Annotated in this window: 28 protein-coding genes; 16 read left to right on the top strand and 12 right to left on the bottom strand. The window is 69.6% G+C overall.

The annotated features are described in order from the left end of the window. Positions 1-34: 34 nt before the first annotated feature. Positions 35-1,048 (bottom strand): hypothetical protein, encoded by a 1,014-nt coding sequence (locus AC3RXY_RS12815; RefSeq protein WP_491511315.1) that lies wholly within the window; start codon positions 1,046-1,048, stop codon positions 35-37. Between the two features lie 441 nt (positions 1,049-1,489). Here AC3RXY_RS12815 and AC3RXY_RS12810 point away from each other — a divergent pair, with 441 nt between their 5' ends. From AC3RXY_RS12810 to rplQ, 7 genes are all read left to right on the top strand, one after another. Further along, positions 1,490-2,185 (top strand): DsbA family protein, encoded by a 696-nt coding sequence (locus AC3RXY_RS12810; protein WP_491511314.1) that lies wholly within the window; start codon positions 1,490-1,492, stop codon positions 2,183-2,185. Positions 2,186-2,341: 156 nt separating this feature from the next. After that, positions 2,342-2,563, top strand: a complete 222-nt coding sequence (gene infA, locus AC3RXY_RS12805; RefSeq protein ID WP_013583992.1) for a translation initiation factor IF-1 — start codon at positions 2,342-2,344, stop codon at positions 2,561-2,563. 83 nt (positions 2,564-2,646) lie between these two features. Then, positions 2,647-2,763: a 50S ribosomal protein L36 gene (gene rpmJ, locus AC3RXY_RS12800; protein ID WP_005050492.1), complete on the top strand. Its 117-nt coding sequence runs from the start codon at positions 2,647-2,649 to the stop codon at positions 2,761-2,763. Positions 2,764-2,935: 172 nt separating this feature from the next. Then, complete coding sequence (gene rpsM / locus AC3RXY_RS12795; protein ID WP_491511313.1) at positions 2,936-3,310, top strand: 30S ribosomal protein S13; 375 nt, start codon at positions 2,936-2,938, stop codon at positions 3,308-3,310. A 27-nt stretch (positions 3,311-3,337) separates the two neighbouring features. Next, positions 3,338-3,736, top strand: a complete 399-nt coding sequence (gene rpsK / locus AC3RXY_RS12790) for a 30S ribosomal protein S11 (protein WP_491511312.1) — start codon at positions 3,338-3,340, stop codon at positions 3,734-3,736. A gap of 136 nt (positions 3,737-3,872) precedes the next feature. Further along, positions 3,873-4,862 carry a DNA-directed RNA polymerase subunit alpha gene (locus tag AC3RXY_RS12785; RefSeq protein WP_491511311.1) on the top strand — a complete coding sequence of 330 codons (990 nt, stop codon included), beginning with the start codon at positions 3,873-3,875 and terminating at the stop codon, positions 4,860-4,862. A gap of 32 nt (positions 4,863-4,894) precedes the next feature. Then, positions 4,895-5,452 (top strand): 50S ribosomal protein L17, encoded by a 558-nt coding sequence (gene rplQ, locus AC3RXY_RS12780; RefSeq protein WP_491511310.1) that lies wholly within the window; start codon positions 4,895-4,897, stop codon positions 5,450-5,452. A gap of 103 nt (positions 5,453-5,555) precedes the next feature. Here rplQ and AC3RXY_RS12775 read toward each other — a convergent pair whose 3' ends face one another. Next, complete coding sequence (locus AC3RXY_RS12775) at positions 5,556-6,971, bottom strand: aldehyde dehydrogenase family protein (protein ID WP_491511309.1); 1,416 nt, start codon at positions 6,969-6,971, stop codon at positions 5,556-5,558. Positions 6,972-7,307: 336 nt separating this feature from the next. Between AC3RXY_RS12775 and AC3RXY_RS12770 the strand changes: the two genes are divergently transcribed. Beyond that, positions 7,308-8,870 (top strand): GMC family oxidoreductase, encoded by a 1,563-nt coding sequence (locus AC3RXY_RS12770; protein WP_491511308.1) that lies wholly within the window; start codon positions 7,308-7,310, stop codon positions 8,868-8,870. Between the two features lie 219 nt (positions 8,871-9,089). Here AC3RXY_RS12770 and AC3RXY_RS12765 read toward each other — a convergent pair whose 3' ends face one another. The 8 genes from AC3RXY_RS12765 to AC3RXY_RS12730 form a co-directional block, all read right to left on the bottom strand. Then, positions 9,090-10,730: an amidohydrolase gene (locus AC3RXY_RS12765; RefSeq protein ID WP_491511307.1), complete on the bottom strand. Its 1,641-nt coding sequence runs from the start codon at positions 10,728-10,730 to the stop codon at positions 9,090-9,092. A 161-nt stretch (positions 10,731-10,891) separates the two neighbouring features. Beyond that, positions 10,892-11,587, bottom strand: a complete 696-nt coding sequence (locus AC3RXY_RS12760; RefSeq protein ID WP_491511306.1) for an ABC transporter ATP-binding protein — start codon at positions 11,585-11,587, stop codon at positions 10,892-10,894. Continuing rightward, positions 11,584-13,341 (bottom strand): branched-chain amino acid ABC transporter ATP-binding protein/permease, encoded by a 1,758-nt coding sequence (locus AC3RXY_RS12755; protein WP_491511305.1) that lies wholly within the window; start codon positions 13,339-13,341, stop codon positions 11,584-11,586. Before AC3RXY_RS12755 ends, AC3RXY_RS12760 begins: the two co-directional genes overlap by 4 nt. Then, positions 13,328-14,203, bottom strand: coding sequence for a branched-chain amino acid ABC transporter permease (locus tag AC3RXY_RS12750; RefSeq protein WP_491511304.1), 876 nt, complete (start codon positions 14,201-14,203; stop codon positions 13,328-13,330). The genes AC3RXY_RS12755 and AC3RXY_RS12750 overlap by 14 nt, the downstream gene beginning before the upstream one ends. 111 nt (positions 14,204-14,314) lie before the next feature. After that, complete coding sequence (locus AC3RXY_RS12745; protein ID WP_491511303.1) at positions 14,315-15,484, bottom strand: ABC transporter substrate-binding protein; 1,170 nt, start codon at positions 15,482-15,484, stop codon at positions 14,315-14,317. A 38-nt stretch (positions 15,485-15,522) separates the two neighbouring features. Continuing rightward, positions 15,523-15,669, bottom strand: a complete 147-nt coding sequence (locus tag AC3RXY_RS12740) for a hypothetical protein (RefSeq protein ID WP_491511345.1) — start codon at positions 15,667-15,669, stop codon at positions 15,523-15,525. Continuing rightward, entirely contained in the window at positions 15,599-16,027 is a 429-nt protein-coding gene (locus tag AC3RXY_RS12735) for a hypothetical protein (RefSeq protein WP_491511347.1), read from the bottom strand. The genes AC3RXY_RS12740 and AC3RXY_RS12735 overlap by 71 nt, the downstream gene beginning before the upstream one ends. 155 nt (positions 16,028-16,182) lie before the next feature. Continuing rightward, positions 16,183-17,166, bottom strand: coding sequence for an AraC-like ligand-binding domain-containing protein (locus AC3RXY_RS12730; protein ID WP_491511302.1), 984 nt, complete (start codon positions 17,164-17,166; stop codon positions 16,183-16,185). 256 nt (positions 17,167-17,422) lie between these two features. Here AC3RXY_RS12730 and AC3RXY_RS12725 point away from each other — a divergent pair, with 256 nt between their 5' ends. Next, positions 17,423-18,271, top strand: a complete 849-nt coding sequence (locus tag AC3RXY_RS12725; protein ID WP_491511301.1) for a universal stress protein — start codon at positions 17,423-17,425, stop codon at positions 18,269-18,271. 103 nt (positions 18,272-18,374) lie between these two features. Here the strand turns inward: AC3RXY_RS12725 and AC3RXY_RS12720 are convergent, their stop codons facing one another. Continuing rightward, entirely contained in the window at positions 18,375-18,764 is a 390-nt protein-coding gene (locus AC3RXY_RS12720; RefSeq protein ID WP_491511300.1) for a hypothetical protein, read from the bottom strand. Between the two features lie 324 nt (positions 18,765-19,088). Between AC3RXY_RS12720 and AC3RXY_RS12715 the strand changes: the two genes are divergently transcribed. From AC3RXY_RS12715 to AC3RXY_RS12700, 4 genes are all read left to right on the top strand, one after another. Beyond that, positions 19,089-19,523, top strand: a complete 435-nt coding sequence (locus AC3RXY_RS12715) for a hypothetical protein (protein ID WP_491511299.1) — start codon at positions 19,089-19,091, stop codon at positions 19,521-19,523. 126 nt (positions 19,524-19,649) lie between these two features. Continuing rightward, on the top strand, positions 19,650-20,495 hold the full coding sequence (gene truA, locus AC3RXY_RS12710; protein ID WP_491511344.1) for a tRNA pseudouridine(38-40) synthase TruA: 846 nt from the start codon (positions 19,650-19,652) through the stop codon (positions 20,493-20,495). Between the two features lie 63 nt (positions 20,496-20,558). Beyond that, positions 20,559-21,224: an endonuclease/exonuclease/phosphatase family protein gene (locus AC3RXY_RS12705; protein WP_491511298.1), complete on the top strand. Its 666-nt coding sequence runs from the start codon at positions 20,559-20,561 to the stop codon at positions 21,222-21,224. Positions 21,225-21,314: 90 nt separating this feature from the next. Beyond that, positions 21,315-22,394 (top strand): LCP family protein, encoded by a 1,080-nt coding sequence (locus tag AC3RXY_RS12700; protein ID WP_491511297.1) that lies wholly within the window; start codon positions 21,315-21,317, stop codon positions 22,392-22,394. Positions 22,395-22,425: 31 nt separating this feature from the next. On the opposite strand, the gene lepB is transcribed toward AC3RXY_RS12700, so the two are convergent. After that, positions 22,426-23,130 (bottom strand): signal peptidase I, encoded by a 705-nt coding sequence (gene lepB / locus AC3RXY_RS12695; RefSeq protein ID WP_491511296.1) that lies wholly within the window; start codon positions 23,128-23,130, stop codon positions 22,426-22,428. Positions 23,131-23,180: 50 nt separating this feature from the next. Between lepB and AC3RXY_RS12690 the strand changes: the two genes are divergently transcribed. From AC3RXY_RS12690 to AC3RXY_RS12680, 3 genes are all read left to right on the top strand, one after another. Further along, a complete protein-coding gene (locus AC3RXY_RS12690; RefSeq protein ID WP_491511295.1) occupies positions 23,181-24,245 on the top strand; it encodes an acyltransferase family protein in 1,065 nt (354 codons plus the stop codon). 58 nt (positions 24,246-24,303) lie between these two features. After that, positions 24,304-25,248: a helix-turn-helix domain-containing protein gene (locus tag AC3RXY_RS12685; protein WP_491511294.1), complete on the top strand. Its 945-nt coding sequence runs from the start codon at positions 24,304-24,306 to the stop codon at positions 25,246-25,248. Between the two features lie 169 nt (positions 25,249-25,417). Next, positions 25,418-26,113 carry a hypothetical protein gene (locus tag AC3RXY_RS12680; RefSeq protein WP_491511293.1) on the top strand — a complete coding sequence of 232 codons (696 nt, stop codon included), beginning with the start codon at positions 25,418-25,420 and terminating at the stop codon, positions 26,111-26,113. Positions 26,114-26,233: the final 120 nt, after the last annotated feature.

Here is a 26,233-nt window from a genome sequence, read left to right as displayed (position 1 = left end):
GGATACGGCGCGCGCGGATCGCGCACGCCGGGATTCAGCGAGCCCGGTGCGCCACAGCGTCGCGGCGGACGGAAGCCGGTCCGATGCCGTTGCGTCGGAGCATCAGACGGAAGCTCTCCAGATCTGCCAGATCCGCCCAGGTCCACCGGATGATGCGCAGCAGCGTCGTGCGTACGATCCAGTCCTCCCGGTCGCGTTGATCCGCGAGGACCTGGCCTGCCGTGCGGCCTCGGAGGATCGTCGGATCCGTGTACTTGAGCTCTCCGTCGAACTCTCCCCAGGCCTGCGCGCCCGGCAGCAGGAAGTCCGCGACGTAGGTTCCGCCGTTCTGCGCCGGAACGGGGACCTGTATCCGCACGTCGTCGTAGCCGAGATCACGGAAGTACAGCAGACTGATCGACTCCCCGGGCGACTCGCTCCGGCCGTCGGCCAGCGCGAGCAGCGCGCGCGCCTGACGGACGCCGCGGCTGCCGGCGGGCATCCGCCGCCGGATCTCGGTGCAGAAGGACCGCGCCGTCGCCTCGTCGTACCGGCGCGTTGCGGAGTCGTACGCGAGCGTGCGAAGCGCCGAGCAGAGGACGACGAAGGCGGTTTCGCGGGGCGTGGCGCGCAGCACGTCTGCGACGGTGACCGCCAAGGACGTCGCTCGGATGCCGTCGATCTCGATGATCTCGTGCGTCGGCACGGGGATGCGGTGCCGTGCGATCTCGGGCTGAGAACGTCTGACCTGACCGTTCATCGGCGTGCCACGCACATGGACGCGATCGGGGCGCGTCCGCACCAGCGGGAGTCCGTGCAGGACGGCGGCCGACACGTGCGAGGCGACAGCGTTCCCGCTTCGCAGCCGAGCGAACGCCGTGACGACATGCAGGAGATGCCGGTCGGCGACGTGCAGCTGGTCCCATTCCGCGGCGGACACGTAGAACCCGTGCGTGATGCGGCGCAAGGTGCCCGCCCGCACGTCCCGTTCGATGCTCCATGTCGTCGCGCCGCGAGCGATGAGCTCCGTGCGCGTGCGGACTCGGGAGCGGGCGGTGCGGGCATCCATGATCCGAGCGTGATCGGAGCGTTCGCGGTTTCGGACCCGAAACCTGCGAACCGGGGAGAACGCGCCGGTCTACGACGCTGTGGCCGCGCCTGCCGAGTCACCAGGATATTCAGGCCAGCGGCCTGAATATCCTGGTGACTCGGCAGGCCGCGCAGCGGCCCGGGGCGCGCACGCGTATGTGCGCATTGCGGAGAAGAGGGCGGGTGCGGAGCGAGAGTGCGGGCGCGTTGCGGAGCGAGAGGGCGGGCGCGTTGCGGAGCGAGAGGGCGGGCGGGGAGCGAGAGGGCGGGTGCGGAGCGCGCGGGGGACGGCGGGGTTCCCATCCGGGTCACAGACTTGGGCGGGGAGAATGGGGGAGTCGTCCGTCCTGGACGGACGCCCTGCAACCCGCGGGGCACAGCACGCGCAGAAACGCGCCGGATGCAAGGGAACGAACACGCCATGGCTGCACAGGCGAAGAGCTCGACCAACTGGTTCGCCATCTGGATCTCGGCCATCGTCGTCGTCGTCCTGGTGGGCGTCGCCGTCCTCGTCGTCACGATGAACCGGCAGGCGACCGCACCCGGCGCGATCCCCGACAGCATCACCGTCGAGCAGGAGACCGGTGCGATCGTGATGGGCGACCCCGACGCCGATTCGACCATGCAGGTCTACCTCGACTTCATGTGCCCGCACTGCGCGGAGTTCGAGGGCGCCTTCGGCAAGGACCTCGCCGGTCTCGCCGCGGACGGCGACCTGCGCTACGAGGTCCTCCCGGTGTCCATCATGGACAGGGCCACGGAGACCCAGTTCTCGACCCGCGCGGCGAACTCCCTCTACTGCGTTGCGGAGGAGAACAGCGAGGCCACGATTCCGTTCATGCTGGAGATGTTCCAGAACCAGCGCAGCGGCGGCCTCAGCGACGAGCAGATCATCGAGATCGCCGCGAACAACGGCGCCGAGGGTGCAGCGGACTGCATCACCGATCGCACCTACGAGCAGCTCGTGCAGTTCACCACGCAGAACCTCCCGGAGAACCCGCAGACCGGCAGCCGGGGCACCCCGACGGTCGTGTGGGACGAGGACTACGTGCAGCTGGCCGACTTCGAGGGTCGTCTGACCGACTTCACCCAGGCGCTGGCGACCAGCCAGGGCTGAGGACGGGGCCCGCGGGCGCGGGCAACCCCGTTTGCGTGAGACCGCGGATATCACGTACACTGAATCTTTGGTGCCTTGCGCCTTTGCTGGCGTGTCGCCGCACCACCACCCCATCCACCGCAGACCGACCGGGTCTGCTCAAGCGTCAGCGAGGCTATGGCTAAGAAAGACGGTGTCATCGAGATCGAGGGCACAGTGTCCGAGGCGCTGCCGAACGCGATGTTCCGCGTCGAGCTCACCAACGGACACAAGGTGCTCGCAACGATCTCCGGGAAGATGCGACAGAACTACATCCGCATCATTCCGGAGGACCGCGTGGTCGTGGAGCTCAGCCCCTACGACCTCACCCGCGGCCGCATCGTCTATCGCTACCGCTAGACCGGTCGAGAAGTAACGGCAGCCCCTGCCCCGGCACGTTCGGGGCTGCGGGGATGCACGAAGACAGCGAACAGGAGTCCGCGATGAAGGTCAACCCGAGCGTCAAGCCGATCTGCGACCACTGCAAGGTGATCCGCCGCCACGGCCGCGTCATGGTGATCTGCAAGAGCAACCCGCGCCACAAGCAGCGCCAGGGCTGATCCTGCAGGCCCGTCCCCGAGGCGGGCAACCGAGAAAACTCAACACATAGAACGGCAGGATCAGACGCCGCGGCCGCCCGAGCACTTTCGGGACCGGCGCGGCTGACACCTCGGGGCGGAGGCCCGGGCACCGATCCTGCTCCACACCTCCACAACACCACAGGAGCACCGCATGGCACGTCTTGCCGGCGTCGACATCCCGCGCGACAAGCGCGTGGTGATCGCACTCACCTACATCTACGGCATCGGTCGTACCCGTTCGCACGAGATTCTCGCTGCCACCGGTATCGACGAGTCGATCCGCGTGAAGGACCTCACCGACGACCAGCTCGTCGCTCTCCGCGACCACATCGAGGGAACCTACAAGGTGGAGGGTGACCTCCGCCGTGAGGTCGCCGCCGACATCCGCCGCAAGGTCGAGATCGGCTCCTACGAGGGTCTCCGTCACCGCCGTGGCCTGCCGGTCCGCGGTCAGCGCACCAAGACCAACGCCCGCACCCGCAAGGGCCCGAAGCGCACCGTCGCCGGCAAGAAGAAGGCCCGCTAAGCGGCCAGGGATTAGGAGAGAACTTTCATGGCTGCACCCAAGTCCGCCGCGCGCAAGCCGCGTCGCAAGGAAAAGAAGAACATCGCGCTGGGCCAGGCCCACATCAAGTCGACGTTCAACAACACCATCGTCTCGATCACCGACCCGTCCGGCGCTGTCATCAGCTGGGCGTCGTCGGGTGGCGTGGGCTTCAAGGGCTCGCGCAAGTCGACCCCGTTCGCCGCTGGCCTCGCCGCCGAGTCGGCCGCCCGTCAGGCGCAGGAGCACGGTGTCAAGAAGGTCGATGTCTTCGTGAAGGGCCCTGGCTCGGGTCGCGAGACCGCGATCCGCTCGCTGCAGGCGGCCGGCCTCGAGGTCGGCTCCATCCAGGACGTGACGCCGCAGGCCCACAACGGCTGCCGTCCGCCCAAGCGCCGCCGCGTCTGAGCACCGGAGCGGGGATGCCTCGGCATCCCCGCTCTTCGGCGCCCCTGCGCTTCTGGCCCCAGGCGCCGCCGACCTCCACATGACCTCTCATCCCCCACGTGTCATATAGCGGGCACGTGATCGAAAGGAACAACCAGTGCTCATCGCACAGCGTCCCACCCTCTCCGAGGAGAAGATCGCCGAGAATCGCAGCCGGTTCGTCATCGAGCCGCTGGAGCCCGGTTTCGGGTACACCATCGGTAACGCGCTTCGTCGTAGCCTTCTCTCCTCGATCCCGGGGGCTGCCGTCACCAGCATCCGCATCGACGGCGTTTTGCACGAGTTCAGCACGATCCCCGGTGTCAAGGAAGACGTCACCGAGATCATCCTGAACATCAAGCAGCTCGTGGTCTCCAGCGAGCGTGACGAGCCGATCACCGCCTACCTGCGCAAGACGGGTGCCGGTGAGGTCACCGCCGCTGACATCTCTGCGCCGGCCGGTGTCGAGGTGCACAACCCCGACCTCGTGATCGCGACCCTGAACGACTCGGCGAAGTTCGAGCTCGAGCTCACCATCGAGCGTGGCCGTGGCTATGTCTCGGCCGCCCAGAACCGCAACGAGTACGCCGAGGCCGGTCAGATCCCGGTCGACTCGATCTACTCGCCGGTTCTGAAGGTCAGCTACCGCGTCGACGCGACCCGTGCCGGGGAGCGCACCGACTTCGACAAGCTCGTCCTGGACGTCGAGACGAAGCCCTCCATCCTCCCGCGGGATGCGGTGGCCTCCGCCGGCCGCACCCTCACCGAGCTGTTCGGCCTCGCCCGTGAGCTCAACGTCGAGGCCGAGGGCATCGAGATCGGCCCCGCGCCGGTCGAGGCCGTGCTCTCGAACGAGCTCTCCATGCCCATCGAGGACCTCGACCTCTCGGTGCGCTCGTACAACTGCCTCAAGCGCGAGGGCATCAACTCGGTCTCCGAGCTGGTGGCGCTCTCCGAGACGCAGCTCATGAACATCCGCAATTTCGGTCAGAAGTCGGTGGACGAGGTGCGCGACAAGCTCGTGTCCCTCGGCCTGTCGCTGAAGGACTCGGTGCCCGGTTTCGACGGCGCCCACTTCTACGGCTCTTCCGAAGACGAGTCTTTCTGATCCCCGATTCTCTCCACAGGAGTTAGACAACAATGCCTAAGCCCACTAAGGGTCCCCGCCTCGGAGGCGGCCCCGCTCACGAGCGCCTTCTTCTCGCGAACCTCGCCGCGGCGCTCTTCGAGCACAAGTCGATCAAGACCACCGAGACCAAGGCCAAGCGCCTGCGTCCGCTGGCCGAGCGTCTGATCACGTTCGCCAAGCGGGGCGACCTGCACGCGCGCCGCCGTGTCCTGGCGATCCTGCGCAACAAGGAGGCGACGCACATCCTGTTCGCCGAGATCGCGCCGCTGGTGGCCGACCGTCCTGGCGGCTACACCCGCATCACCAAGGTCGGCAACCGCAAGGGCGACAACGCCCCGATGGCTGTGATCGAGCTCGTCCTCGAGCCCGTGTCGCCGAAGGTCAAGGCCGCCAAGCCCGCTGCGGCTCCGGTCGTCGACGAGGCTCCGGTCGCGGAGCCCGCCGAGGTCGTCGAGGAGACGGCTGCGGAGGAGGTCGTCGAGACCCCCGCCGAGGAGACCGTCGAGGCTTCGGCAGAGGAGACCGTCGAGGCTCCGGCCGAGGAGGCCGCCGAGGAGAAGGCGGAGTAATCTCGCTGCATCCCGTCACAGGGCCCGCCGTCTCACGACGGCGGGCCCTGTGCGTATCTCCGGAGAACACACCGGCCTTCTCCGTGCGGAGCGCCGGGCGGCGTCATCTGGTCTCGTGGATGACCTGCGGCTGGGAGACGGCCTTCAGCCCCTCGACGCCGAACTCCTGCCCGTATCCGGACTGCTTTGCCCCGCCGAAGGGGACGAAGGGGTTGATGGTGCCGTGGGCGTTGATCCAGACGGTGCCGGCCTGGATGCGCGCCGCGACGGCCCTGGCTCGATCGCGGTCGCTCGACCACACCGAGCCGCCGAGACCCACGGCGAGTCCGTTGGCGAGCTCGATGGCCTCGTCGAGGTCGGTGTAGCGGATGATCGGCAGGGCAGGTCCGAACTGCTCCTCGACCACCAGCGGGTGCGCCGGATCGATGTCGGCGACGAGGGTGGTCGGATAGAAGTTCCCCGGTGCGTCGTAGTCCGGATCGCCGCCCAGCACGATCCGTGCTCCGGATGCCTTCGCGGCCTCGACGAGGCCGTCGACGATGCGGAACTGCATCTCGTTCTGCAGCGGGCCGAGCAGGTTCCTCTCGTCCCGGCCGATGCCCATCGGCGTGTTCCGGGCGACCTCGCTCAACGCCTCGATGAGGTCGTCGTAGATCGCGTCCGGCACGTACAGGCGTTTCAGGGCGGCACAGGTCTGACCGGTGTTGATGAAGGCCCCCCAGAACAGATCCTCGGCGATCGATCGCGGGTCTGCGTCGTCGAGCACGATCCCGGCGTCGTTCCCGCCCAGCTCGAGCGTGAGGCGCTTGATGTTGCCGGCGCTGGACGCGATGATCCTCTTCCCGGTGCGGGTGGATCCGGTGAACATGATCTTGGCGATGTCGTCGCTCGCCACCAGGTGCGCGCCCAGGTCACCGTCGCCCACCACGGTGTTCAGCACGCCGTCTGGCAGCACGGTGCTGATGATGTGATGCAGGGCGAGACCGGAGAGCGTGGTGTATTCGGATGGCTTCTGCACGACGGTGTTGCCCATGCGCAGTGCGGGGATGATCTGCCAGATCGCGATCATCATCGGCCAGTTCCACGGGGTGATCGCGCCCACGACCCCGAGCGGCCGGTAGTGCATCTCGACGTACGCGTCATCGTCGTCGAGCACGATGTCGACGGGGAGCGGGGTGGTGGCGGGCACGCGCGTCCAGGCGACGCAGCCGCCGACTTCGAACCGCGCGTTGGGGCCGTTGAGCGGCTTGCCCTGCTCGCGCGAGAGCAGCTCGGCCAGCGGCTCGGCGTTGGCCTCGATGGCGTCGGCCACCCGGCCCAGATAGTCCACGCGCTCGGCATCGCTGAGGGCGGCCCACGCGGGTTGCGCGGCTTTCGCGCGGGCGATGGCGGCGTCGACCTCCGCCGTGCTCTGCACCGGGACGCGGCCGATGAGCTCCCCGGTGGCGGGGTCGTAGACATCGCGGCCGGCGCCCTCTCCGACCGTGATCGCGGCGAGCAGGCTGTCATATGTGTCCACGAGGAACTCCATCGTCGGTCGGCGGGGTGACCTGAGCATATGCCGCGGGGCGGCGGGCGGCGTTGCCTCCGGCGGCACCGTGATTGTCTGAGCGCGAACGCTCTGTGCGGCGGCACCGACGCTGCCCGCGGGCTCGCTGCCGGGCGACGACGTCGCACACCGCGCCCGTCGGAGGCGCTGCCGGGAACCGGCTGCGCAGGGGCGGCGCTTGATGCTCCCTGCACGTGACTTGACGCCCAGGGAACGGGTCGGCGGCCATGCTGGCTCGGCGGAAGGCGGACTGCGATGCTGAGCGGGACGTGCGGTGACGCAGGCCGCACGCCGAGAGGAGTCCTGATGCCGGATCAGCCCACCGCACCCGAGAGCGCCATCGTCGTCGGAGCAGGATCCGCCGGTTCTGTCGTTGCCCGCCGGCTCGCCGACGCCGGCGTGCGCGTCACCCTGCTGGAAGCGGGCGGAGCGGACACGAACCCGGCGATCCACGATCCGAGCCGGATGGCGGAGCTGTGGCACGCCGCAGAGGACTGGGACTACGTCACGGAGCCGCAAGCCGGCGCCCACGGCCACCGCCTGCATTGGCCGCGCGGCAAGGTGCTCGGCGGCTCGCACGCGTTGAACGCCATGATCTGGGTGCGCGGCGTACCGCAGGACTTCGACCACTGGGCGGCTCTCGGCAATGACGGCTGGTCCTGGGAAGACGTGCTTCCCGTCTACCGCGAGATCGAGAACTACACCGGTGCAGGCGATCCGGAGTGGCGCGGGCACGACGGACCGCTCGATGTGACGGACGACTATGCGCTGACGCCCATTCAGCGGTCGATCGTCGACGCCGCGGTGCAGCAGGGGCTCACGCAGAACCGGGACTACAACGGCGCCTCCGTCGAAGGTGTCTCCCAGCAGCAGGTCACCGTGCGCGACGGGACCCGCCTGACCACGTACATGGCGTATGTGCGTCCGGTCATCGACCGGGTTCGCGTCGAGGCCCGCTGCCGGGTGCACGAGCTCATCTTCGCGGAGGGGGCCGATCGCCCGCGCGTGATCGGAGTGCGCTGTGAGCAGGACGGCGAGGTCCGCGAGCTGTTCGCCGACGAGGTGATCCTCGCGGCCGGGGCGATCGACTCACCGCGGGTGCTCCTGCGCAGCGGGATCGGCCCGGCGGACGAGCTGCGCGAGGCCGGAATCGAGCCGCGCGTCGATCTTCCCGGTGTCGGCAAGAACCTGCACGACCATTACCTCGCACCGGTGATCTTCACCACCGCGCGCCCGGTCGACCCTCCGCAGGCGGGCATCTCGGTGACCCAGACCCACCTGTTCTGGAAGAGCAGGGCGGAGCTGGACCGCCCCGACACTCAGCCGATCCTGTTCTCGGTGCCGATGTACGGCGACTTCCTCGAACCGCGCGGGGAGAACGGCTTCTCGCTCATGGCGGGGCTGGTCACGCCGGAATCGCGGGGCGAGATCCGCCTCTCCGGGCCGGACCCCGATGACCGGCTGCTGCTCGACCCGCAGGCCCTCAGCGCACCGCACGACCTCGCGTCCCTGGTGGCCTCGGTCCGGCAGTGCCGCAGCATCGGTCGCCAGCCGGCGCTCGCCGCCGCCCCGGAGGACGGCGGATGGGGAGCGACAGAGGTCTACCCCGGACCAGGCGTCGGCGATGGCGATGACCTCGGGGAGTACGTGCGGGAGACTCTGGCGACCTATCACCATCAGGTGGGCACCTGCCGGATGGGCGTCGACGACCTCGCCGTGGTCTCGCCCCGTCTTGCTGTGCACGGCGTCGACGGCCTGCGCGTGATCGATGCCTCGATCATGCCGCGGGTGACCACGGGCAACACCAACGCACCCGCCGTGCTGATCGGTGAGCTGGGCGCGCGGTTCGTGCTCGCCGCCGAGCGCTGAGGCGCCCGGGACGAGCCGGCTGTCGTTGCGTCGGCGCGGCAGCCGGCTCCGTCAGGGCGTGGGGAGTGGTCGAGGGGGAATTCGTCCGCAGCGTGCGGGATGACGACAGCGCCGCCGGTGGCGTCGTTCTGAACATCCGCCTCGAGCGGCTCAGGGGAGGGCACGGTGAGCAGGGACACGTTCTCCTCCGGTCTCCGCCGGGGTATCAGGACTCGATGGTCAGCCGCGTGCGAACACCCTCCGCCCGGCGAACCAGGTCTCGTCCACCCGGGTCTGGACCAGGCGGTCCGCGGGCTGCCGGAACGGATTGCGATCGAGAAGCACGAGGTCGGCGGACTTGCCGACCTCGATGGTTCCGGTCTCGTCCGCCAGGCCCATCGCGCGCACGGCGCCGATCGTGAAAGCGGCAATGGACTCCTCGAGGCTGATCGCCTGCTCCGGCCACAGCGTCCCCGGATACACGCCGCGGGGGTCGGCGCGTGTCACCAGACCGTGGATCGCCTCCCACGCGTTGGGAGAGGCCGCGACCGGCCAGTCGGAGCCGCCGGCCACGATCGCCCCGGCGTCGAGCAGCGCACGGTTCGGCTGCATCTTGTCGGCGCGGTCGCGGGGGAGGACCTCGCGGATGGCCTCCACGATCGGGCCCGGCCACCAGATGAACGGGCAGATGTCTGCCGCGACCCCGAGCGGGGCGAAACGCCCGATGTCGTCCGGGTGCACGAACTGACCGTGGGCGATGTGATATCGCGGCTCGGTGAAGCCCTCCGCGCGGATCTGTTCGACGGCGTTCAAGACCGCGTGCACGGAGGCGTCGCCGGTGCAGTGGATCTTGGCGGAGAGCCCGACACGGGCAACCCGCCGCAGCCAGTCGACCAGGGTCGCCGGGTCCAGCAGCGTCTCGCCCCGGTGGTCGTGCCCGTGCAGGTCGTCGGGCAGATACGGTTCGAGGAAGGCTCCGGTGCGGGTCGGCGGAACACCGTCCAGGAAGATCTTCACGAAGTCTGGCCGGTGGTGCGGCGTCCGGTACTGCTCGCCGTCGAAGACGAGGTCCGCTCCGATGGCGGCGAAGCCGAAGATGTCGTCGTTGATGAGCATCGACGAGACCACCCAGGCATCGAGCTCGTCGGCGTCGTCCAAGGAGCGCAGTGCCGCCATGATGTGCGTGGAGACACCGGCGTCCTGAAAGGCCGTCACGCCGTAGGAGTTCAGGATCTCCACCCCCCGCCGTGCGGCCGCGCGCTCCTGCTCCGGCGAGAGACCCGCCGCCGCCTGCTGCGCGCGGGCGACGGGGATTCCCGCCGCTTCGAGCAGCAGCCCGGTCGGCCTCCCGTCGTCGCCGAGCAGCACGCCGGGCTGACCGGCCGTGACCCCGGCGAGCTGGAGGGCCGCCGTGCTCACCCAGCGGTTGTGGTGCGAGTCGTCTGACAGCATGACCGGACGGCCGCCGGCGGCGGCGTCGAGCCGGGCGAGCGCGTCAGCGGTGTTGAGGTCGTTCATCCGATCGCTCGCCCAGGGGCCGCCCACCACCCAGGCGTCAGGGTCGAGCCCTGCGGCGTGGGTGCGGACGGCATCGATGATGCCGTCCAGCGTCGCCCCGATCGGTACGCGCAGCTCGAAGAGCTCCTCCTTGCCCGCGAGGAAGAAATGGTTGTGCACGTCCGCGAGGCCGGGCATGAGGAAGGCCCCGTCGAGGTCCCGCACGGCGGTGGCGGGACCGGCGAGGGCGACGGCGTCCTCGCTCGAACCCACGAAGCTGAGGCGTCCGTCCGTGACGGCCACCGCCTCCGCGAACGGCTGGGCCGGATTCACCGTATACACCACCCCGCCGGTGAGGATGAGATCGGGGTTCTTCGTCGCCATCGACTCTGCTCCTTCTGCTGATCGCGCGTGCGTCCCCCGTCAGTGTCGCAACAGAACGGCCCGCGCGGGTTGACTGTGTGCGACTGCTTGTGTGACCAGCGCGCGCGGTCATCCCGTGCCGGCGTCGGCACGGGATGACGTCAGCGCGGGGCGGCGCCGGCTCAGCCGCCCAGGTAGGCGGAGCGGAGGAGGCCCGGATCGCCCGCGAGCTCCCGGGCAGCGCCCTGCGGATGGCTGACCCTCCCGCTGGAGATCACCATCGCCTGATCGGCGACGCCGAGCGCGAGGTGGGTGAACTGCTCGACCAGCAGCACACCCGTGCCGGCGTCCGCGATGCCGCGGATCAGGGGCAGGAGCCGCAGGAACACGACCGGCGCCAGGCCGAGCGACATCTCATCGATGAGCAGCACCCGGGGCCGGGAAGCGAACGCGCGCGCGAGCACCACCATCTGCTGCTCCCCGCCCGAGAGCAGCACCGCGGGAGAGTCGATCCGCTTCTCGAGTTCGGGGAACGACGAGAGGACGTCGGCGAAGACCGCCGCCGACCGCGCCGTGAGGGAGATGTTCTCCCGCACCGTCAGCGACGGGAAGATCGCCCGGCCCTGCTCGATGTGGGCGATGCCCCGCCGGGCCCGCTTGACCCTGCTCCACGTGCGGATCGGCTCGCCGGCGAGCGTGATCTCACCGGCGGAGGGCGGCAGGACCCCGGAGACGGCTTCGAGCAGACTGGTCTTGCCCGCACCGTTCGGCCCGACGAGCGCGAGCACCTCTCCCGCCCGGAGCACGAGGTCGACATCGGAGACCACCGGCCCGGCGCCCCGGCTCACGGTCACACCCCGCACCTGCAGCTCGGTCATTGCGTCATCTCCGCATCTCCCATGTAGGCCGTGATCACGGCGGGGTCGTCGAGAACCTCGCTGGTCTGTCCCTGCGCGATCACCCGGCCGAAGTCGAGCACGGTCAGGTCCGTGCAGACCGCGCGCACCAGATCCAGGTCGTGCTCGACGATCACGATCGCGGTGTCGAAGCGGGACGGGATGCGTGCGAGGCGTTCGCCGAAGGCGATGTGCTCGTCGTGGGAGAGCCCGGCGGCGGGCTCGTCGAGGATGAGCACCCGCGGGTTCGACAGCACAGCGGCCGCCACCTCCGTCAGCCGTCGCGTGCCGACGTCGACCGTGCTCAGTTGCTTCTCCGGCGCCGGGCACCCCAGGAAGCTCAGGACATCGGCGAGCTCCTCGTGGTCGAGGCGGCGCCGCGAGACGAAACGCACATACGCCTCGACGGTGAGCTGCGGGGGGACGCGATCCTGCTGGAAGGTGCGGCGCATGCCGCGACGGGCGCGGGCCGCGGGGGACAGGCGGCTGATGTCGGCCCCGTCGAGCAGCACCTGTCCGGTGTGCTGGGGCAGGAAGCCGCTCACGGCGTCGACGAAGGTCGACTTCCCGGCCCCGTTCGGGCCGATCAGCCCCATGATGGACCGCTGTCGGACGGCGAGGGACACGTCGTCGTTGGCGGTGAGCGACCCGAAGCGCACGCCCAGCCCGTGCACGGCCAGCACGGGCGGGGCGTTGTCGGGGAGGGGGATCTGCGCCTCCGGGACCGCGAAGACGTCGAGCACACCCGTGTCGACCCCGACGGGCTCCTCCGGGGGGATGCGCCGGCGCGGGGCGAGTCTGCGCGCCAGCGCACGGATGCCCTCGCCGAGGTTCGATCCACTCGTGATCGCCTGGATGCCGAGCAGCCCGAAGACCACGAACCCCCAGTCCTGCGGGATCCCCATGCGCTTGAGCAGCTCCGGGACGAGCACCCACATGATCCCGCCGAAGATGGCCATGTCGATCAGATAGGCGCCGCTCATGACAGCGAGGATGTAGAGCGCGAGCGACTGCAGCGGGGTGAAGCTGGAGGCGAAGGGGAGCTGGACCTGACCGGCCAGGAGCCCGCCGGAGATGCCCCCGAGCGCAGCGCTGACCGCGAATGCCGAGAGCTTCGCCATGCTGACGCTCTGCCCGACCGCGGCCGTGCCGCGCTCGGAGAAGGCCACCGCTTTCCAGCTGCTGCCGAGTCGGCTGCGCTGCACGAGCGAGATGACGAGGGCGCAGATGACGAGCACGACGAAGGCGAAGAAGAAGTACTCCCGATCGCTCGTGAAGCCGACCGGGCGGAGCACAGCGCGGCCCTCCACGGACCCCGGGAACTGGATCTGCACGAGCATCACGTCGAAGGCCGCGGCGAAGCCCAGTGTGACCACCGCGAGATTGACCCCGCGCAGGCGCAGTGCCGGCAGCCCGATCACCACGCCGGCCAGCCCCCCGGCCAGCCCCCCGGCGAGCAGCCAGACAGCGAAGCCGCCCGGCACATCGTGGTAGCTCATCCAGGCCACCACCCAGGCTCCGATGGCGGCGAAGGTGAGCTGGGAGAGCGCGATGATCCCCGCGGATCCGGTGACGACCCCCAGGCCGATCACGGCGATCGCGGCCGTGATCACGCTGATGCCCAGGAAGACGTAGTACCCGGACAGCCCGGCGCTCATGGCCCATCCGAGCGGGAGCGAGGCGACCGCGATCGCCACCGGGAGGAGAAGACGGATCCGGTGCTTAGCGGGCGACATCCCACACCTCCTTGCGCTGCGACCAGAGCAGCAGGACGACGATGAACAGGAACGGGATGAAGCTGCGCACCAGCGACACCGCCGGGATCTGCGCGACGACGCCGCTCACGACCCCGAGGGCGAGCCCGCCGGCCACGGCGAGGTCGAGGCGGCGGAATCCGCCGAGCAGGGCAGCGGCCGCCGCCGGGATGATCAGCATCGAGAGGCTGATCGCATCGTTGGACTGCGATGGTGCGATCACCATGATGGTCGCCGCGGAGATGGCCCCGGTGACCGCCCAGACACCGATCGACAGCGGTTTGGCCGCGATCCCGATGAGCTCAGCGGTGGTGGGGCGTTCGGAGAGGGCGCGGAGCCGGGTGCCGATGGTGGTCTTGCGCAGCACCACGGAGCATCCGGCGGCCACGACGACGGCGAGCGCGACCATCACCACCGTCACCCAGCTGACCACCACGCCGGTGACCGAGAACGCCGCACCGGGCAGAAGCGGGGAGAAGGGCTGGGGCTTGTTTCCGAAGAGGATGAACGACAGCGAGATCAGCATGAGCAGGGGTGCGGCCGTCATCGCCGATCGGACGGTCACCGACGCCTCGGAGAGCCACTGCGCGGCGATCCAGCCGATCGCTGCGCTCAGCAGGGCGCCGATGATCACACCGGCGATCGTCGCAAGCCCGGTCGGCATGCCGAGCTGGCTTGCGAGCCACACCGCCGTGAACGCCGCGAACATGCCGGTCGCGGCCTGGGCGAAGTTCACGACCCTGACCAGCTTCGACATCAGGGTCAGCGTGACCGCGAGGACCGCGTAGAGCCCGCCGGAGGCGAGGCCGGCCAGCGCGCCCTGGAGCACGGCGCCGCCGGTCATGGTCGTCTCCGGAGCGGGAGCGAGCGGGTTCTGGGGTGCGTCATGAGAATCCTTGCGAACGGGGGTGAGCCCCCGGGGACGGCGCCGCCCCCGGGGGGATGCGAGCCTGGCCTAGTTCCGCGGCATCATCAGCCAGTCGTCCGCCGACGTCTCCCACGCGCCGGTGCCGGAGGTGAGCGTGACGGGCCAGCCGCCCGGCTCGTAGTCCTGGGCCGCGATCGTCGCGAACTGATACGGGTGGGCGATCATCGGGTTCTCGATCGGGTCCATCGTGCGCAGGGCCTCGTTCACCGACGCCCGGGTGACATCGCCGTCGATGCCCTGGAGCACCTCGATGTAGAACATCGCCGCGAGGTACCCGCCCTGGCTGAAGGACGTCAGAGGGATCCCGTTGGCCTCCATCAGCGACCGCCAGTCCGCGTTGATGTCGTTCTCATCGGTGAAGGGGTAGAACTCCGCGGGCACGTGCACGCCCTGACCGGTCCATTCGAGTGCTGCCGCGAAGTTGTCGCTGTACACGCTGGTGAGGAACAGGAACGTCACATCCTCCCAGCCCTGCTGCTGGGCGGCCTTGACCTGCCCGATCGCATCCGGCTCGATGGCGTTGACGGCGATGGCCTGGCAGCCGGCCTCCTTCGCCTTCACGATGTAGGGGGTGTAGTCGGAGCCGCCGTAGGGGACGGTGTTGTCGACGAGCATCGGCTCCTGGCCGGTCGCCTCCGTCCAGCGCGCGACGCCCTCCATGTACGGCGCCTCGGTCGAGCCGGCCACCTCGATGAAGACGCAGATGTCCTCGAGCCCCAGGTTCTCCGAGCCGTTCAGCAGCGTCAGCGTCAGGTCGTTGAACGGGCCGAGGTTCACGGGCGCGATCTGCGGGGTGTTGAAGCATCCGGTGTCCACACCGATCCCCGGCATCGACAGCACATCCTCCTGGCCGTAGTACGCCTGGTTGATCTCGCACTCGATGAGGGAGGCGCCGCCGACGAGGCCGACGACCTCCTTCGATCCGACGAGCTCACGCGCCGCGGCCGTCGCCGCCGCCGGGTCGCCCTTGTCGTCGAGCACCGTGTACTCGATCAGGCGGCCGTTGATGCCGCCCTCGTCGTTGAGCCGTTCGAACACGGCCATCGCCGCTTCCGATGCCTCGGGGAACGAGGCGGGGCCGCTCAACGAGTTGACCGAACCGAGCTGGATGGGGGCGTCTTCGCCCCCGGCGGTGCAGCCGGTGAGCAGCAGTGCTCCGGCGGCCGCCAGCGCGACGCCGGCATTTCGCTTGTTCATGGGGTTCCTCTCAGATGGACGGGCAGGAGGGTGGTGCGTCAGACCGGCTGCGTATCCGGGTAGGTCACGGCGCCGAGCGGGTGGATCCGTCCGCCCGCTGTCGCGTGCGTGGCGTCACCGGCGCCGGCACGGCCGAGGAAGATGCCGGTGGTCATGAGGTTCGCGCCGAGGTCGTGCAGCCACACGCTGGTCACGGGGATGCGGAACTCGCGGAAGCAGAAGAGAGAGCCCGGTGTCGAGCTGCCATACCGCTGCCGGGTCGTCGTCACCGCGCACCTGCACGGCGTCGTCAGGGTCGACCGCTCCGGCCTGGCTGATTCCGCCGGAAGCGCTCCACATCCCCTCCGCCGGCCCGAACTCCAGCAGGATCCCGTCGTCGTCGTCGGTGATCAGCTCGACGCGACGACCGTCGAGAGGCACGCTCGGCAACCGGGAGGTGTCGATTCCCGCGGCGAACTCGTCGTATGTGGCCCACTCACCGATGCCGCGGCGACCGTGCCGGAGCGCTCCGGCCGCGGGGTTGCCCGTGCCTGTGTCCGCCATGACGCACCACCTTGTGAGGGAGAAGTGCCATCACTGTATGTGCGGCGGCAGGCGTCGCCGCCGAAGTCGACCCTTGCCGACAATCGCCATGCACGGGGAGTCAAGAAGGCGCGATGGGTGGCGGCAGCGGGTGATGCGTCACCGGCCTCAGCGGGTCATGCGTCCGCGCGGGCGATGCCATCGGTCGTGCTGCGCCGCAGCTCGCCGGGGGTGACTCCGTACTCCGCTTTGAACACCCTGCTGAAGTGGGCGGCATCGTGGAAACCCCACCGGGAGGCGATCGCGGCGACCGCGAGGTGGGTGAGGACGGGATCGGTCAGGTCGGCCCGGCACAGCTCCAGACGCCGCTGCCGGATCCAGGTCGAGACGGTCATCCCCGCCTGCCGGAAGAGCGCGTGCAGATGGCGGGTCGAGATGAAGTGGGCTGCGGCGATGGAACCGGGGCTGAGGTCGGCAGACGCGAGATTCCGGTTGATGTAGCCGTAGATCTTCTGCAGCAGCACCTGGTGCAGATCGCGCTCGCCGGATTCGGCGTCCAGGATCCCCGCCAGCAGCGTGCCCATCAGTCCGAGGCTGGTGCGCCCGAGTTTGTCGCGGAACGGTTCGCTGAGCGGTGTCAGCTGCGCCGGGAAATGGGACAGGAACGAGGAGAGCAGCGGAGCGATGCTCCCCGGGGCGTGGGTCAGCGACACGGCCGTGAGCTGTTCGGTGAGGGTGACCGGCACATCCAGCCGATCCTTCGGGAACATCATGATGAGGTTCCGGAAGTCCTTGTCGAACAGCAGCGAGTATGGCCGGGAGGTGTCGTACATGGTCAGGTCCCCGGGGTGCATCACGAGCTCACGACCGTCCTGGACCAGGATGCAGCTGCCGCCCAGCAGCAGGCTCACCTTGTAGTAGCCGCTTCCGCCGCGACCGATGTTCGCCGGGGTGCGCTCGACGAGGTGCGGTGCGGCGGCGATCTCGGTGAACACCACGTCCGCGGCATCCGCGGAGCCGATACGCGCACCGAATCCGTGCGGGCTGTTCGCAGACACCTCGAGCGGCACGAAGGAGTTCGACACGGCATCACGGAACGCGCCGAGGCCGGTGATCCGCTCCGCCGGCGGCGGGGCCTGAGAAATCCGTTGCTCGATCACATCTCTGCCTTCTGATCGACGATGATCATGTCGTGAGCTTCTCGATCGCTGATCGGGGATAACACGTTTTTCCAGAATATACAAACGCGTCTCTGCTGGCGCAAGCGCGTCACGCGGCGGTGAGCGGCGCGGACGGCGCCGTGTCGCGCCCGCGCTCGCCGCCGCGGCGCGGTAATCACGGCCAGGAACCCCGTCGCGCCGCGCCGCCGTCCCGTAGCCTGGGGCTACCTACAAGCGCGGACCCGCGGAGGCTGCCATGACAGAGAAGTTCCTCGTTGCCATCACCGATGCGCCCGTGACGCAGCGCGTCATCGCGTGGGCCGCACAGCGGGCCCTCGATCGCCGGGCGACCATCGAGGTGATCTCCGTCGTCGGCGGCGCCGTCGGCGCTGTCGGGGAGGGCGCCGTGGTCGACAGCGCCGTCGCGCACGCCGAGGAGCTGCTCGCCAGCGCGGTGGCGACGCTGGCGGCCAGCGGTGTCTCGGCCGCGGCACGCATCGAGCGAGGAAACCCCGTCGCGCGTCTCATCGAACTGAGCAAGACCGCCGATCTGCTGGTGATCGGCTCCGACTACCGGGGGCCGGGGACGGGGCCGGAGCGTGGTGCGCACGGTATCCGCATCGTCGCCGGCGCCGCGTGCCCGGTGGTGGTGGTTCCCGACTTCGATCTGGGGGAACGCCGCGGCGTCGTGGTCGGTGTCGACGGGTCGCCGGTGTCGGAGGCGGCGATCCGGTTCGCCGCTGCCGAGGCGGACCGCCTGCGGGAGCCGCTGATCGCCGTGAGCGTATGGACACCGCTTATCGCACCGCGCAACAGCCCCGTGATCTACCCGGAGCAGTATCTGGAGAGCATGCAGAACCTCACCGATGAGATGCTCTCCGTTGCGCTCGCCGGGCTCGGATCGCAGTATCCGGACCTGGAGATCGTTCATGAGGTCCACCAGGGATATCCGTCATCGGCGCTCAACGAGTTCGCCGCGCGCGCCCGCATGACCGTCGTGGGATCCCACGGCCGCGGTGCGATCGCCCGTTTCCTGCTGGGCTCGATCAGCCACGAGGTGCTGCAGCGCCTGGCGACGGTGACGGCCGTCGCCCGCAGCAGCTGACCCGCTGCCGCCCCTCCCTGCGGAGGCACGACGAAAGCGTGATGGCGCGCGCCCCACGGGGCGCGCGCCATCACGCTTTCGTGACGAGGCGCTCGCGGTGTGCTCAGCCCTGAGCGATCTCCGCGCGCCGGAGCTCACGCAGGGCATCCTGCGACGGGCGCTGTGCGCCGTGTGCGGAGGCGAAGGGGCGTGCCGCGGCGACCCCGCGCACGGTCGGACGCAGGGTGTCGCCCTCGCGCCGGACGAACCGCATGCTCTCGAGCTGGTCGATGCGCCGGCGCGACCACAGGCGCGGTCGTCGCTCTGCCGCGATCGCCTCCTGCTCGGAGACGACGCCGCGCTCGACCACGAGCGAGAGGATCCGGCGCGATCCGTCCGGCAGGCTCACGCTGAAGGTCCTGCCGCGGTGCATCTCGCGCTCGATGCTCACATCGAGCGCATCGTCTTCCGCGTCGAACTCCATCATCGCCATCGGCTCCACCGTTTCCATCACGCTCATATGTGAAGAGATGCACACCGAGGCCTTTCCTTACGCGGAATCGGAGATTTTCTTGCCTCCCGTGGTGCGGGCGGCGCGCTGTGCTGCGCTCCATCCCCCGGCCCCGGCCCCGGGCTGAACCGGGCGGCGATGATGCGTGCCAGCTCTGCCGGGTACCGGTTCCCCGGAAGCGCCGTGGCACGGCAGCCCGCCCCGCCGCGCGCGCGTGCATCGGCGGATGTGCTCCGCAGCGATCGAACACGTCGGAAGAACGAACGATCTGCGCCAGAACATTGCTCCGGCGGTGCTCTCCGGCGGGTTCCCTGGTAGGGGTCGTACATGACCTCGACGAGAACAGGGCGCGCGGGTTCGCGCAGCGCGGCAGCCGCCCCGGAGGATCTCCCCGGCGACGTCGTCCGCGAGCTCTGGCGCGGCGCGCAGGGTCCGGCTCTCGCCCCGCGATTCTGGGTCGTGCTCGATCGCGTCGTGGTCGACAGGGGTGTTCGGATGGCGGAGCTGACGGCAGGCGTGACACGGCCGCGCGGACCGTTCCGACGGGTGCGCATCGATCGCAGGGTCGAGCGGCTCCGTGCGCTGGGGTATCTCCGGCGGGATGGGGCGTACCTGCTGCCGACCGTGGCGGGGGTCGGTTCTGTCCGCCCCTTCATCGGCGTGCGTCCGACCGAGGAGCAGCGGTGCTGGCTGCGTTCGCTCTGGCGTGCCGAACACGGCGGGGGCAGCGGGAGCACCGCCGGAGAGCGCGGCGGCGGATGAGCGTTCACCGCCGTCCTGTCCCGTCGGCGCCTGCCGCGGCGGGGGCTCTGATCGTCCCCCTCCGGGAAGACGCCATCAGCGGTCGCGTGCGGCGGCGCACCCGATCAGCCTCCTAGGGTGGACTCTGTGCGCATCCGCCTCGACATCGCCTATGACGGCACCCGCTTCCACGGCTGGGCGCGCCAGCCGCAGCTGCGCACCGTCCAGGGGGTGCTCGAGGACGCTCTGACCCGTGTCCTGGCGGGGAGCCCGCGGCTGATCGTCGCCGGTCGGACGGACGCCGGGGTGCACGCCTCCGGCCAGGTCGCGCACCTCGACCTCGACGACGCGCAGACGGCGCGGTTGAGTCGCCGCCGGGAGAGCGCGGACGGACGCGACGACGTCGCCGCCCTCGCCGCCCGCGTCAACGGCGTCCTCGGCGCGTATTCGGACGTCTGGGTGCGGCGCGCGAGCATCGCCCCCGCGGGGTTCGATGCCCGCTTCTCCCCGGTGTGGCGGCGCTACGAGTACCGCATCGCGGATCGTGTCAGCGGCTACGACCCGATGGAGCGGCACCGCACGACGGTCGTGCGCGCCGAGCTCGACGTCGCCGCCATGGACGCCGCGGCCGGCACCCTGCTCGGCCTCCATGACTTCGCTGCGTACTGCAAGCCGCGGGAGGAGGCGACGACCATCCGCACGCTCCTGGCGTACCGCTGGCAGCGGGACCAGCGCGGGATCCTCCGTGCGGAGGTGAAAGCGGACGCCTTCTGTCACAGCATGGTGCGCGCCCTCGTCGGCGCGTGCGTGGCGGTGGGGGAGGGGCGCCTGGGGGTTCCCGAGCTCGCACGTCTGCGCGACGACGCGGTGCGCACGAGCGCGTTCCCGGTCCTCGCCGCGCGAGGACTGACCCTCGCCGAGGTCGGCTACCCCGCCGATGACCTGCTGGCCGCTCGTGCGGAGCAGACCCGCGCGCGTCGCGAACGGGAATGATCGCGTTTCCGCCTGGGGGCGGACGATGTCCGCTCATGGGCAGCGGGAGTACCGTGTGAACCGATGGACGTGATCTCCTACAACCTTCGCAAGCACGCCGCGGCGCACGAGCTCAGCGCGCTCGTGGACGAGCACGATCCCGATCTGCTGTGCCTGCAGGAGGCCGACGTCTCCGGTCTGCAGCGGCGGCTCGGCGGACTCGAGCTCGTCGATGCGACGCAGCGCAACCGGCTCGGGCTGGCGGTCTACGCTCGGCGTGACTTCTTCGCGGTGAGCGGCACGCGAACGATCGAGCTGAAGAAGTCGCTGCATGACCGGATGCTCAAACCGGCGTCCGAGCGGGTGCTCGGGGTGCGCCTGAGGGAGATCGACAGCGGCCGTGAGCTCGTCGTGGCGTCGTTCCACGCCGCGCCGCTGACGGCGCTGAACTCGTTGCGCCGCGCGCAGATCCGCGCGGCGCTCTCGGAGTTGCAGGCGATGGGCGACGGACTCCCCGTCCTGATGGTGGGCGACTACAACTATCCCGTCTTCAAGGAGAACCTCGGCAAGACGGTGCGCGATCACGGCTATGCGCTCACTCTCAGCGATGACCGCACCTACACGCGCTACCGTGTCTTCCGGGGGCACTATGACTTCGCGACCTCGGTCGGCCTGCGCATCGATCGCATTCGCACGCTGCCGCAGGGGACGAGTGATCATCGCCCCATCCTGGTGAGCGTGGACGACTGACGGACCGGCCGACGGCCGGACCGGGAACCGGCCCAGACTGCTCGCCTCGGTTTGTCGTGGCACGAAGGCCACGCCGAGAATGGAGGGGTGATGACCACTCTCGATGACCTGCTCGGCGATGCATCGGAGGAGCCGGCGCCCCGCAGCCGACGCGAGATGCGCGAGAGCGGCGGCTCCGGCGAGCCGGATGACGGCAAGCGCAAGCGGCGCTGGCCGTGGATCGTCGCCTTCTCGATCGTCGGCGTGCTCGTCGTGGCTGTCGCGGTGGCCGGTATCTATGTGATGAACCTCTCCAACACGTTCGAGGAGAAGGCGACCCAGCTGCCCGACGCCGAGGTGTTCCCCGACGTCGAGACCCGCCCGGCCCTGTCGACGACCGACGCCGTCAACATCCTGCTGCTCGGCTCCGACACCCGCAGCAGCATCGGCGGCGACATCAGCGACACCGCCGGTGACCGGGCCGACACGATCATGCTCATGCACATCCCCGGCGACCGGTCCGGCATTCAGGTCATGTCGATCATGCGGGACAACTGGGTCGACATCCCCGGCCAGGGCACGCACAAGATCAATGCCGCGCAGGCCTTCGGCGGGGTCCCGCTCATGGTGGAGACCCTGGAGGACATCTTCGGCGTGCGCGTCGATCACGTCGCGATCATCGACTTCGAGGGCTTCCAGGGGCTCACGGACGCGCTCGGTGGTGTGACGCTCCAGAACACGGTCTCCTTCGAGGCCGACGGCTTCTTCTACGCGGAGGGGCCGATCACCCTCGACGGGAAGCAGGCGCTGCGATTCGTGCGCGAGCGTTACTCCTTCGCCGACGGCGACTATCAGCGGGTGCGAAACCAGCAGGCCTTCATCAAGGGCGTGCTCGACAAGCTCTTGAGCGCAGAGACGCTGACCAACCCGACCCGGATCTCCGACGTCGTCTCGGCGCTCTCGCCGTACCTGACCGTCGACGCCGGCCTGACACCGGGGTACATCCTTCCGCTCGGCATCCAGCTGCGCAATGTGCGCGGGGGCGACGTGACCTTCTTCACCGCACCGACGCTCGGCACCGGAGCGTCGGCCGACGGGCAGTCGATCGTGCTGCCGGATTGGGCGGCCTGGGCGGAGATCGGTGAGGCTCTGCAGAAGGACACGCTCGACGACTGGCTCGCCGCCCGCTGATCGTCAGCGGGCGGGCCGATCCGGCTCGTCCTCAGCCGACGACGCCCCAGTGCGGGACAGGCCAGACCACGACGGCTGCGCGCCCGACGACGTCGTCCCGTTCCGCCCAGCGCCAGCAGTCCATCGGTGCGCCCTCGATGCGGCACTGCGCCGCGGAGTCGAGGGAGCGCGACCGGTGATCGCCGAGCATCAGATAGGAACCAGCGGGAACGGTGACGGCATCGAAGCAGCGCGCCGAGCGCGGCGTGGTGGTGCAGTCCAGGTCTCCGGGCTCGAAGGGGAAGTCCTCGAAGATGTACGGCTCGTCGAGCGCTGTGCCGTCGACGAGCACAGCGCCATCGGCGGTGCAGCACTCTGCCGTCTGCCCCGGCCCGGCGATGACGCGTTTGATGAGCGTGTTCGGCCCGGTGGGGCCGATCCCCGTTGTGCTGCCCAGCCACTGCCAGGCGATCTTGAGCGGATTGCTCTCCGGGGCGCGCGGGCCGTCCCACGGGTCATCGACGTCGAAGACGATCACGTCGCCGGGCTGCGGGTCGGAGAACGCCAGCGATATCCGATCGATCAGCACGCGATCTCGCACCTGCAGCTCGTTCTCCATCGATCCGGAGGTGATGTAGCCGAGCTTCACCACGAAGCTGCTCAGCAGCGCCACCACAGCGAAGGCGGCGAAGAGGTGGAACCACACCGAGCCCGTGATCCGGCGCCAGAGGGGTCGGCGGCTCTCAGAGTCGTTCATGCGCTCCACGGTACCGGCTGGCGACACCGCGAACCGCTACGGTGGGCGGCATGGCATCCGTAGGCCCGCGCGCCGGGCGCGTTCTCGTTCCCGACGTCCTCCGCGGCGTCGCGATCGTTGCGATGGTCGTGGCCCACGCGGCGCCCGCGTGGGGCAGCCGGCCGCGAGCGGCGTCCTTCGTCATCGGCAACCTCAGCGACCTCGCCTCCCCGCTCTTCGGGCTCGTGATGGGCATGTCCGCCCATTTCCTTCTCGTGCGCACGCCGCCGCAGCGGCGCGGCGTCATGATGCTCCAGCAAGCGCTGCGTGGTGTCGTCCTCATCGCTCTCGGGATCTGGATGTCGTCCTGGGGCACCTGGGTGGCGATCGTGCTGTCGGTGCTCGGCATGCTGCTGATCGTGGGGGCGCTCCTGGTGCTGCTGACCGGACGGTGGATCGCGGTGATCGCGATCGTCCTGGTCATCGTCAGCGATCCGCTCGTCGCCGGGGTGATGGCGGCTCCACGGGCCTCCTTCCCGGTCAACTACGTGATGGACTGGCTGATCACGAACCCGCACTACCGGGTCGTGAACCTGCTGCCCTTCTTCCTGCTGGGCGTGCTGCTGGCCCGGCATGGCTTCCGTCGCGATCGCGTGCTCTGGACGATGCTCGCGATCGCGCCGCTCGCCTATGCCGTCGATATCGTCGGCACGCGGCTGCTCGGTTGGCCGACGAGGGTGTCCGGCAGCTATGCGGACACGCTGCGCGATGTCGGACTCGTCTTCGCGGCCTACGTGGCCGTTGTGCTTCTGGTCACCGTGGTGGCCGTGCCGTGGCGGAGGGTCGTCGACGGCGTCACCGGGGTCCTCGTCGCCGTGGGGCAGATGGCGTTGAGCCTGTATCTCTTCCACGTCGCGCTGCTGTGGCTGTGGCGGACGATGGGGTGGATCCGGAGTCCCGATGAGCCCGTGCTCGTGCTCGCCGTCGTCCCGGGAACGCTTCTGGCGGGCTGGCTGTGGTGGCGTTTTATCGGAACGGGGCCGGTCGAGTGGCTCCTGGGCGCCGTCACCGGACGCCCCAAGCCCCTGTGGCTGTCCGCGCAGCAGCGAGCGGAGCGGCCGCACCGCTCCGGATGACCCGTACCCGGGCGGCCCGGGAGGACACCGCGTCGCCGCGCACCGTACAGTGGGGGGCATGACTTGGGGGGCAGGTCAGGGCGTCTTCGACGCCCTCTTGGGGGATCCGCGTGCCGTGCCGTTGAGCGCGCGCCGCTTCGGAAGCACGGCCGTCACCGTGCATGTGCTCGACCGCACGGCGCCGTGGCAGTGGCGCCCGCAGGACCGGGTCGGCGCGGAGACGGCCTTGCTGGGGCTCGTCTCAGCACCCGTCCAGCTGTCGCCGCACGATGGCGGCCGGATCCGCGCGGAGCCGGCGTTCTACGCGCATCCCCACCACGCGTGTGAGATCTCCGCTGACGAGCCCGTCTCGGTGCTCTGCATCTGGGTGCCGTGGCGCGCGATCGAGGAGATCGACGATGTCGGTCTCGATCGCGGACCAGCGCTTGCCGCGACCCCTCTCGTGTTCGGCCTGCGCGCGTTCGCGAACAGCATGGTCGGCAGACCGGTGCCCTCGACGCGATACACCGACTATCTCGTGGACCGGTTGCTGGTCGAGATGGTGTTCGGCGCCGTCATCGAAGCGGGCGGCGGAGGAGGGACGCTGCCCTCCGTCGCCGCCCGGGACCCGCGCCCGCTCGAACGAGCGCGGACCCTGATGCTGATCCGCCGCACCGATCCCGCCTTCGGCGTCGACCAGCTCGCGCGGGAGCTGCACATGTCGGTGCGTCAGCTCCAGCGGGTCTTCGCCGCGGCAGGAAGCTCTCCCACGGAGGAGCTGCGCCGGCGCAGAGTCGAGCTCGCCCAGTCGCTGCTCGCCGACACGACATACGAACTGCTGACCATCGAGGAGATCGCGCAGCACGCCGGGTTCGGCACCTCTGCTGTCCTGCGCCGGGCGTTCGCCGCTCACGGCCTCCCCTCTCCCGCGCGCTGGCGTCCTGCGCCACGTTCGCGGTCCCGTGCCGTGCGCTCGGTCGTCGAGGAGGCTCCGAAAGACCGACCGGACGGCCGCGATGAATAGGGCTGAATAGTCGTCTGTTCCGCGACAGATTCGCGGCTGTTCAGCGACGCAGCGACCGCACACGACGTCGGTGGCCGGTGTCCGCGCAGCAGGATGAGAATCACAATCCGACCGGGGGGACGGATCAATGGTGCTGTCCTCCCGCAGACATTTCCGGGGGGAAACACACATGACGGATATTCAGACAACCGGCGACGCGCCGCATGAGCTCGGCCGCCGCACGGTGCTGCGCGGGGCGGCATGGTCGCTGCCGGTCGTCACCGCCGCGGTCGCTGCACCGCTGTCGGCGACGAGCATCGCGCAGCCGCCGAGCTGTCCCGACTGCTTCAAGCCCGCGCTGGCCCTGGGCGTGCTGCCCGGGGCGTTCGCCGCAGAGGCGGTTCGCCTGCCGTTCTGCGGCGTCGACAGCGGAACCGTGGTGGTCAAACTGCTCGCCTCGATCGATGCGACAGGGTGCGTCGGCGTGTTCGATCCGCTCTACAAGCTGGTGGGCCTGCAAGCGACCCTGACCATGAGCGACGGCTGCACCTATGAGTCCGTCTGTGCCCCGTCCGTGGCGAAGGGAACGCTGGGATCGATCAGTGCTCTCCTGAGCGTCGCCACGTTCCGCGGGGTGCGTATGCCGTCGGGGAGCTCGCTCTCCCTGGCCGGAGGGGGCAAGCTCTACGCGCCGCACCCGGTGAAGATCGGCATCCGGCCGCTCATCACGCTGCGGGCGAAGGTCGGCGTCCCGCCGGTCTCCGTGTCCGTCGAGTGCCAGCCATTGCTGGAGTGGGAGTTCGGCAAGGTCACCTCGATCGGCCTGGTGAAGTCGCTCAAGGGCGGCATCGTCAAGTTCGCCGGAACGGCGACGCCGGTCCGCTGATCCGCGCTGTCGCGTCGAGCGACCGCGATCAGCGGCGCCGACCGGCGAAGACGCACGAGCAGGACGAAGAGAAGGGCACACCCCGGGGTGCCCTTCTCTTTCTCGTCTGGGTCACGGCAG

Source organism: Microbacterium longlingense (genome assembly GCF_058349825.2).
Note: the sequence above shows the minus strand (reverse complement) of the source record. Positions and strands in the feature narration are given on the sequence as shown.

Excerpts from the sequence above, each read along its gene's own strand:
- AC3RXY_RS12735 (WP_491511347.1), bottom strand. The coding sequence starts at position 16,027 with ATGGCGGACACAGGCACGGGCAACCCCGCGGCCGGAGCGCTCCGGCAC.
- lepB (WP_491511296.1), bottom strand. The coding sequence starts at position 23,130 with ATGAACGACTCTGAGAGCCGCCGACCCCTCTGGCGCCGGATCACGGGC.
- AC3RXY_RS12700 (WP_491511297.1), top strand. The coding sequence starts at position 21,315 with ATGACCACTCTCGATGACCTGCTCGGCGATGCATCGGAGGAGCCGGCG.
- AC3RXY_RS12690 (WP_491511295.1), top strand. The coding sequence starts at position 23,181 with ATGGCATCCGTAGGCCCGCGCGCCGGGCGCGTTCTCGTTCCCGACGTC.
- AC3RXY_RS12705 (WP_491511298.1), top strand. The coding sequence starts at position 20,559 with ATGGACGTGATCTCCTACAACCTTCGCAAGCACGCCGCGGCGCACGAG.
- rpsK (WP_491511312.1), top strand. The coding sequence starts at position 3,338 with ATGGCTGCACCCAAGTCCGCCGCGCGCAAGCCGCGTCGCAAGGAAAAG.
- AC3RXY_RS12765 (WP_491511307.1), bottom strand. The coding sequence starts at position 10,730 with ATGGCGACGAAGAACCCCGATCTCATCCTCACCGGCGGGGTGGTGTAT.
- rplQ (WP_491511310.1), top strand. The coding sequence starts at position 4,895 with ATGCCTAAGCCCACTAAGGGTCCCCGCCTCGGAGGCGGCCCCGCTCAC.
- AC3RXY_RS12815 (WP_491511315.1), bottom strand. The coding sequence starts at position 1,048 with ATGGATGCCCGCACCGCCCGCTCCCGAGTCCGCACGCGCACGGAGCTC.
- AC3RXY_RS12755 (WP_491511305.1), bottom strand. The coding sequence starts at position 13,341 with ATGTCGCCCGCTAAGCACCGGATCCGTCTTCTCCTCCCGGTGGCGATC.
- rpmJ (WP_005050492.1), top strand. The coding sequence starts at position 2,647 with ATGAAGGTCAACCCGAGCGTCAAGCCGATCTGCGACCACTGCAAGGTG.
- AC3RXY_RS12715 (WP_491511299.1), top strand. The coding sequence starts at position 19,089 with ATGACCTCGACGAGAACAGGGCGCGCGGGTTCGCGCAGCGCGGCAGCC.
- AC3RXY_RS12810 (WP_491511314.1), top strand. The coding sequence starts at position 1,490 with ATGGCTGCACAGGCGAAGAGCTCGACCAACTGGTTCGCCATCTGGATC.
- AC3RXY_RS12770 (WP_491511308.1), top strand. The coding sequence starts at position 7,308 with ATGCCGGATCAGCCCACCGCACCCGAGAGCGCCATCGTCGTCGGAGCA.
- AC3RXY_RS12685 (WP_491511294.1), top strand. The coding sequence starts at position 24,304 with ATGACTTGGGGGGCAGGTCAGGGCGTCTTCGACGCCCTCTTGGGGGAT.
- AC3RXY_RS12760 (WP_491511306.1), bottom strand. The coding sequence starts at position 11,587 with ATGACCGAGCTGCAGGTGCGGGGTGTGACCGTGAGCCGGGGCGCCGGG.
- rpsM (WP_491511313.1), top strand. The coding sequence starts at position 2,936 with ATGGCACGTCTTGCCGGCGTCGACATCCCGCGCGACAAGCGCGTGGTG.
- infA (WP_013583992.1), top strand. The coding sequence starts at position 2,342 with ATGGCTAAGAAAGACGGTGTCATCGAGATCGAGGGCACAGTGTCCGAG.
- AC3RXY_RS12680 (WP_491511293.1), top strand. The coding sequence starts at position 25,418 with ATGACGGATATTCAGACAACCGGCGACGCGCCGCATGAGCTCGGCCGC.
- AC3RXY_RS12725 (WP_491511301.1), top strand. The coding sequence starts at position 17,423 with ATGACAGAGAAGTTCCTCGTTGCCATCACCGATGCGCCCGTGACGCAG.
- AC3RXY_RS12745 (WP_491511303.1), bottom strand. The coding sequence starts at position 15,484 with ATGAACAAGCGAAATGCCGGCGTCGCGCTGGCGGCCGCCGGAGCACTG.
- AC3RXY_RS12750 (WP_491511304.1), bottom strand. The coding sequence starts at position 14,203 with ATGACCGGCGGCGCCGTGCTCCAGGGCGCGCTGGCCGGCCTCGCCTCC.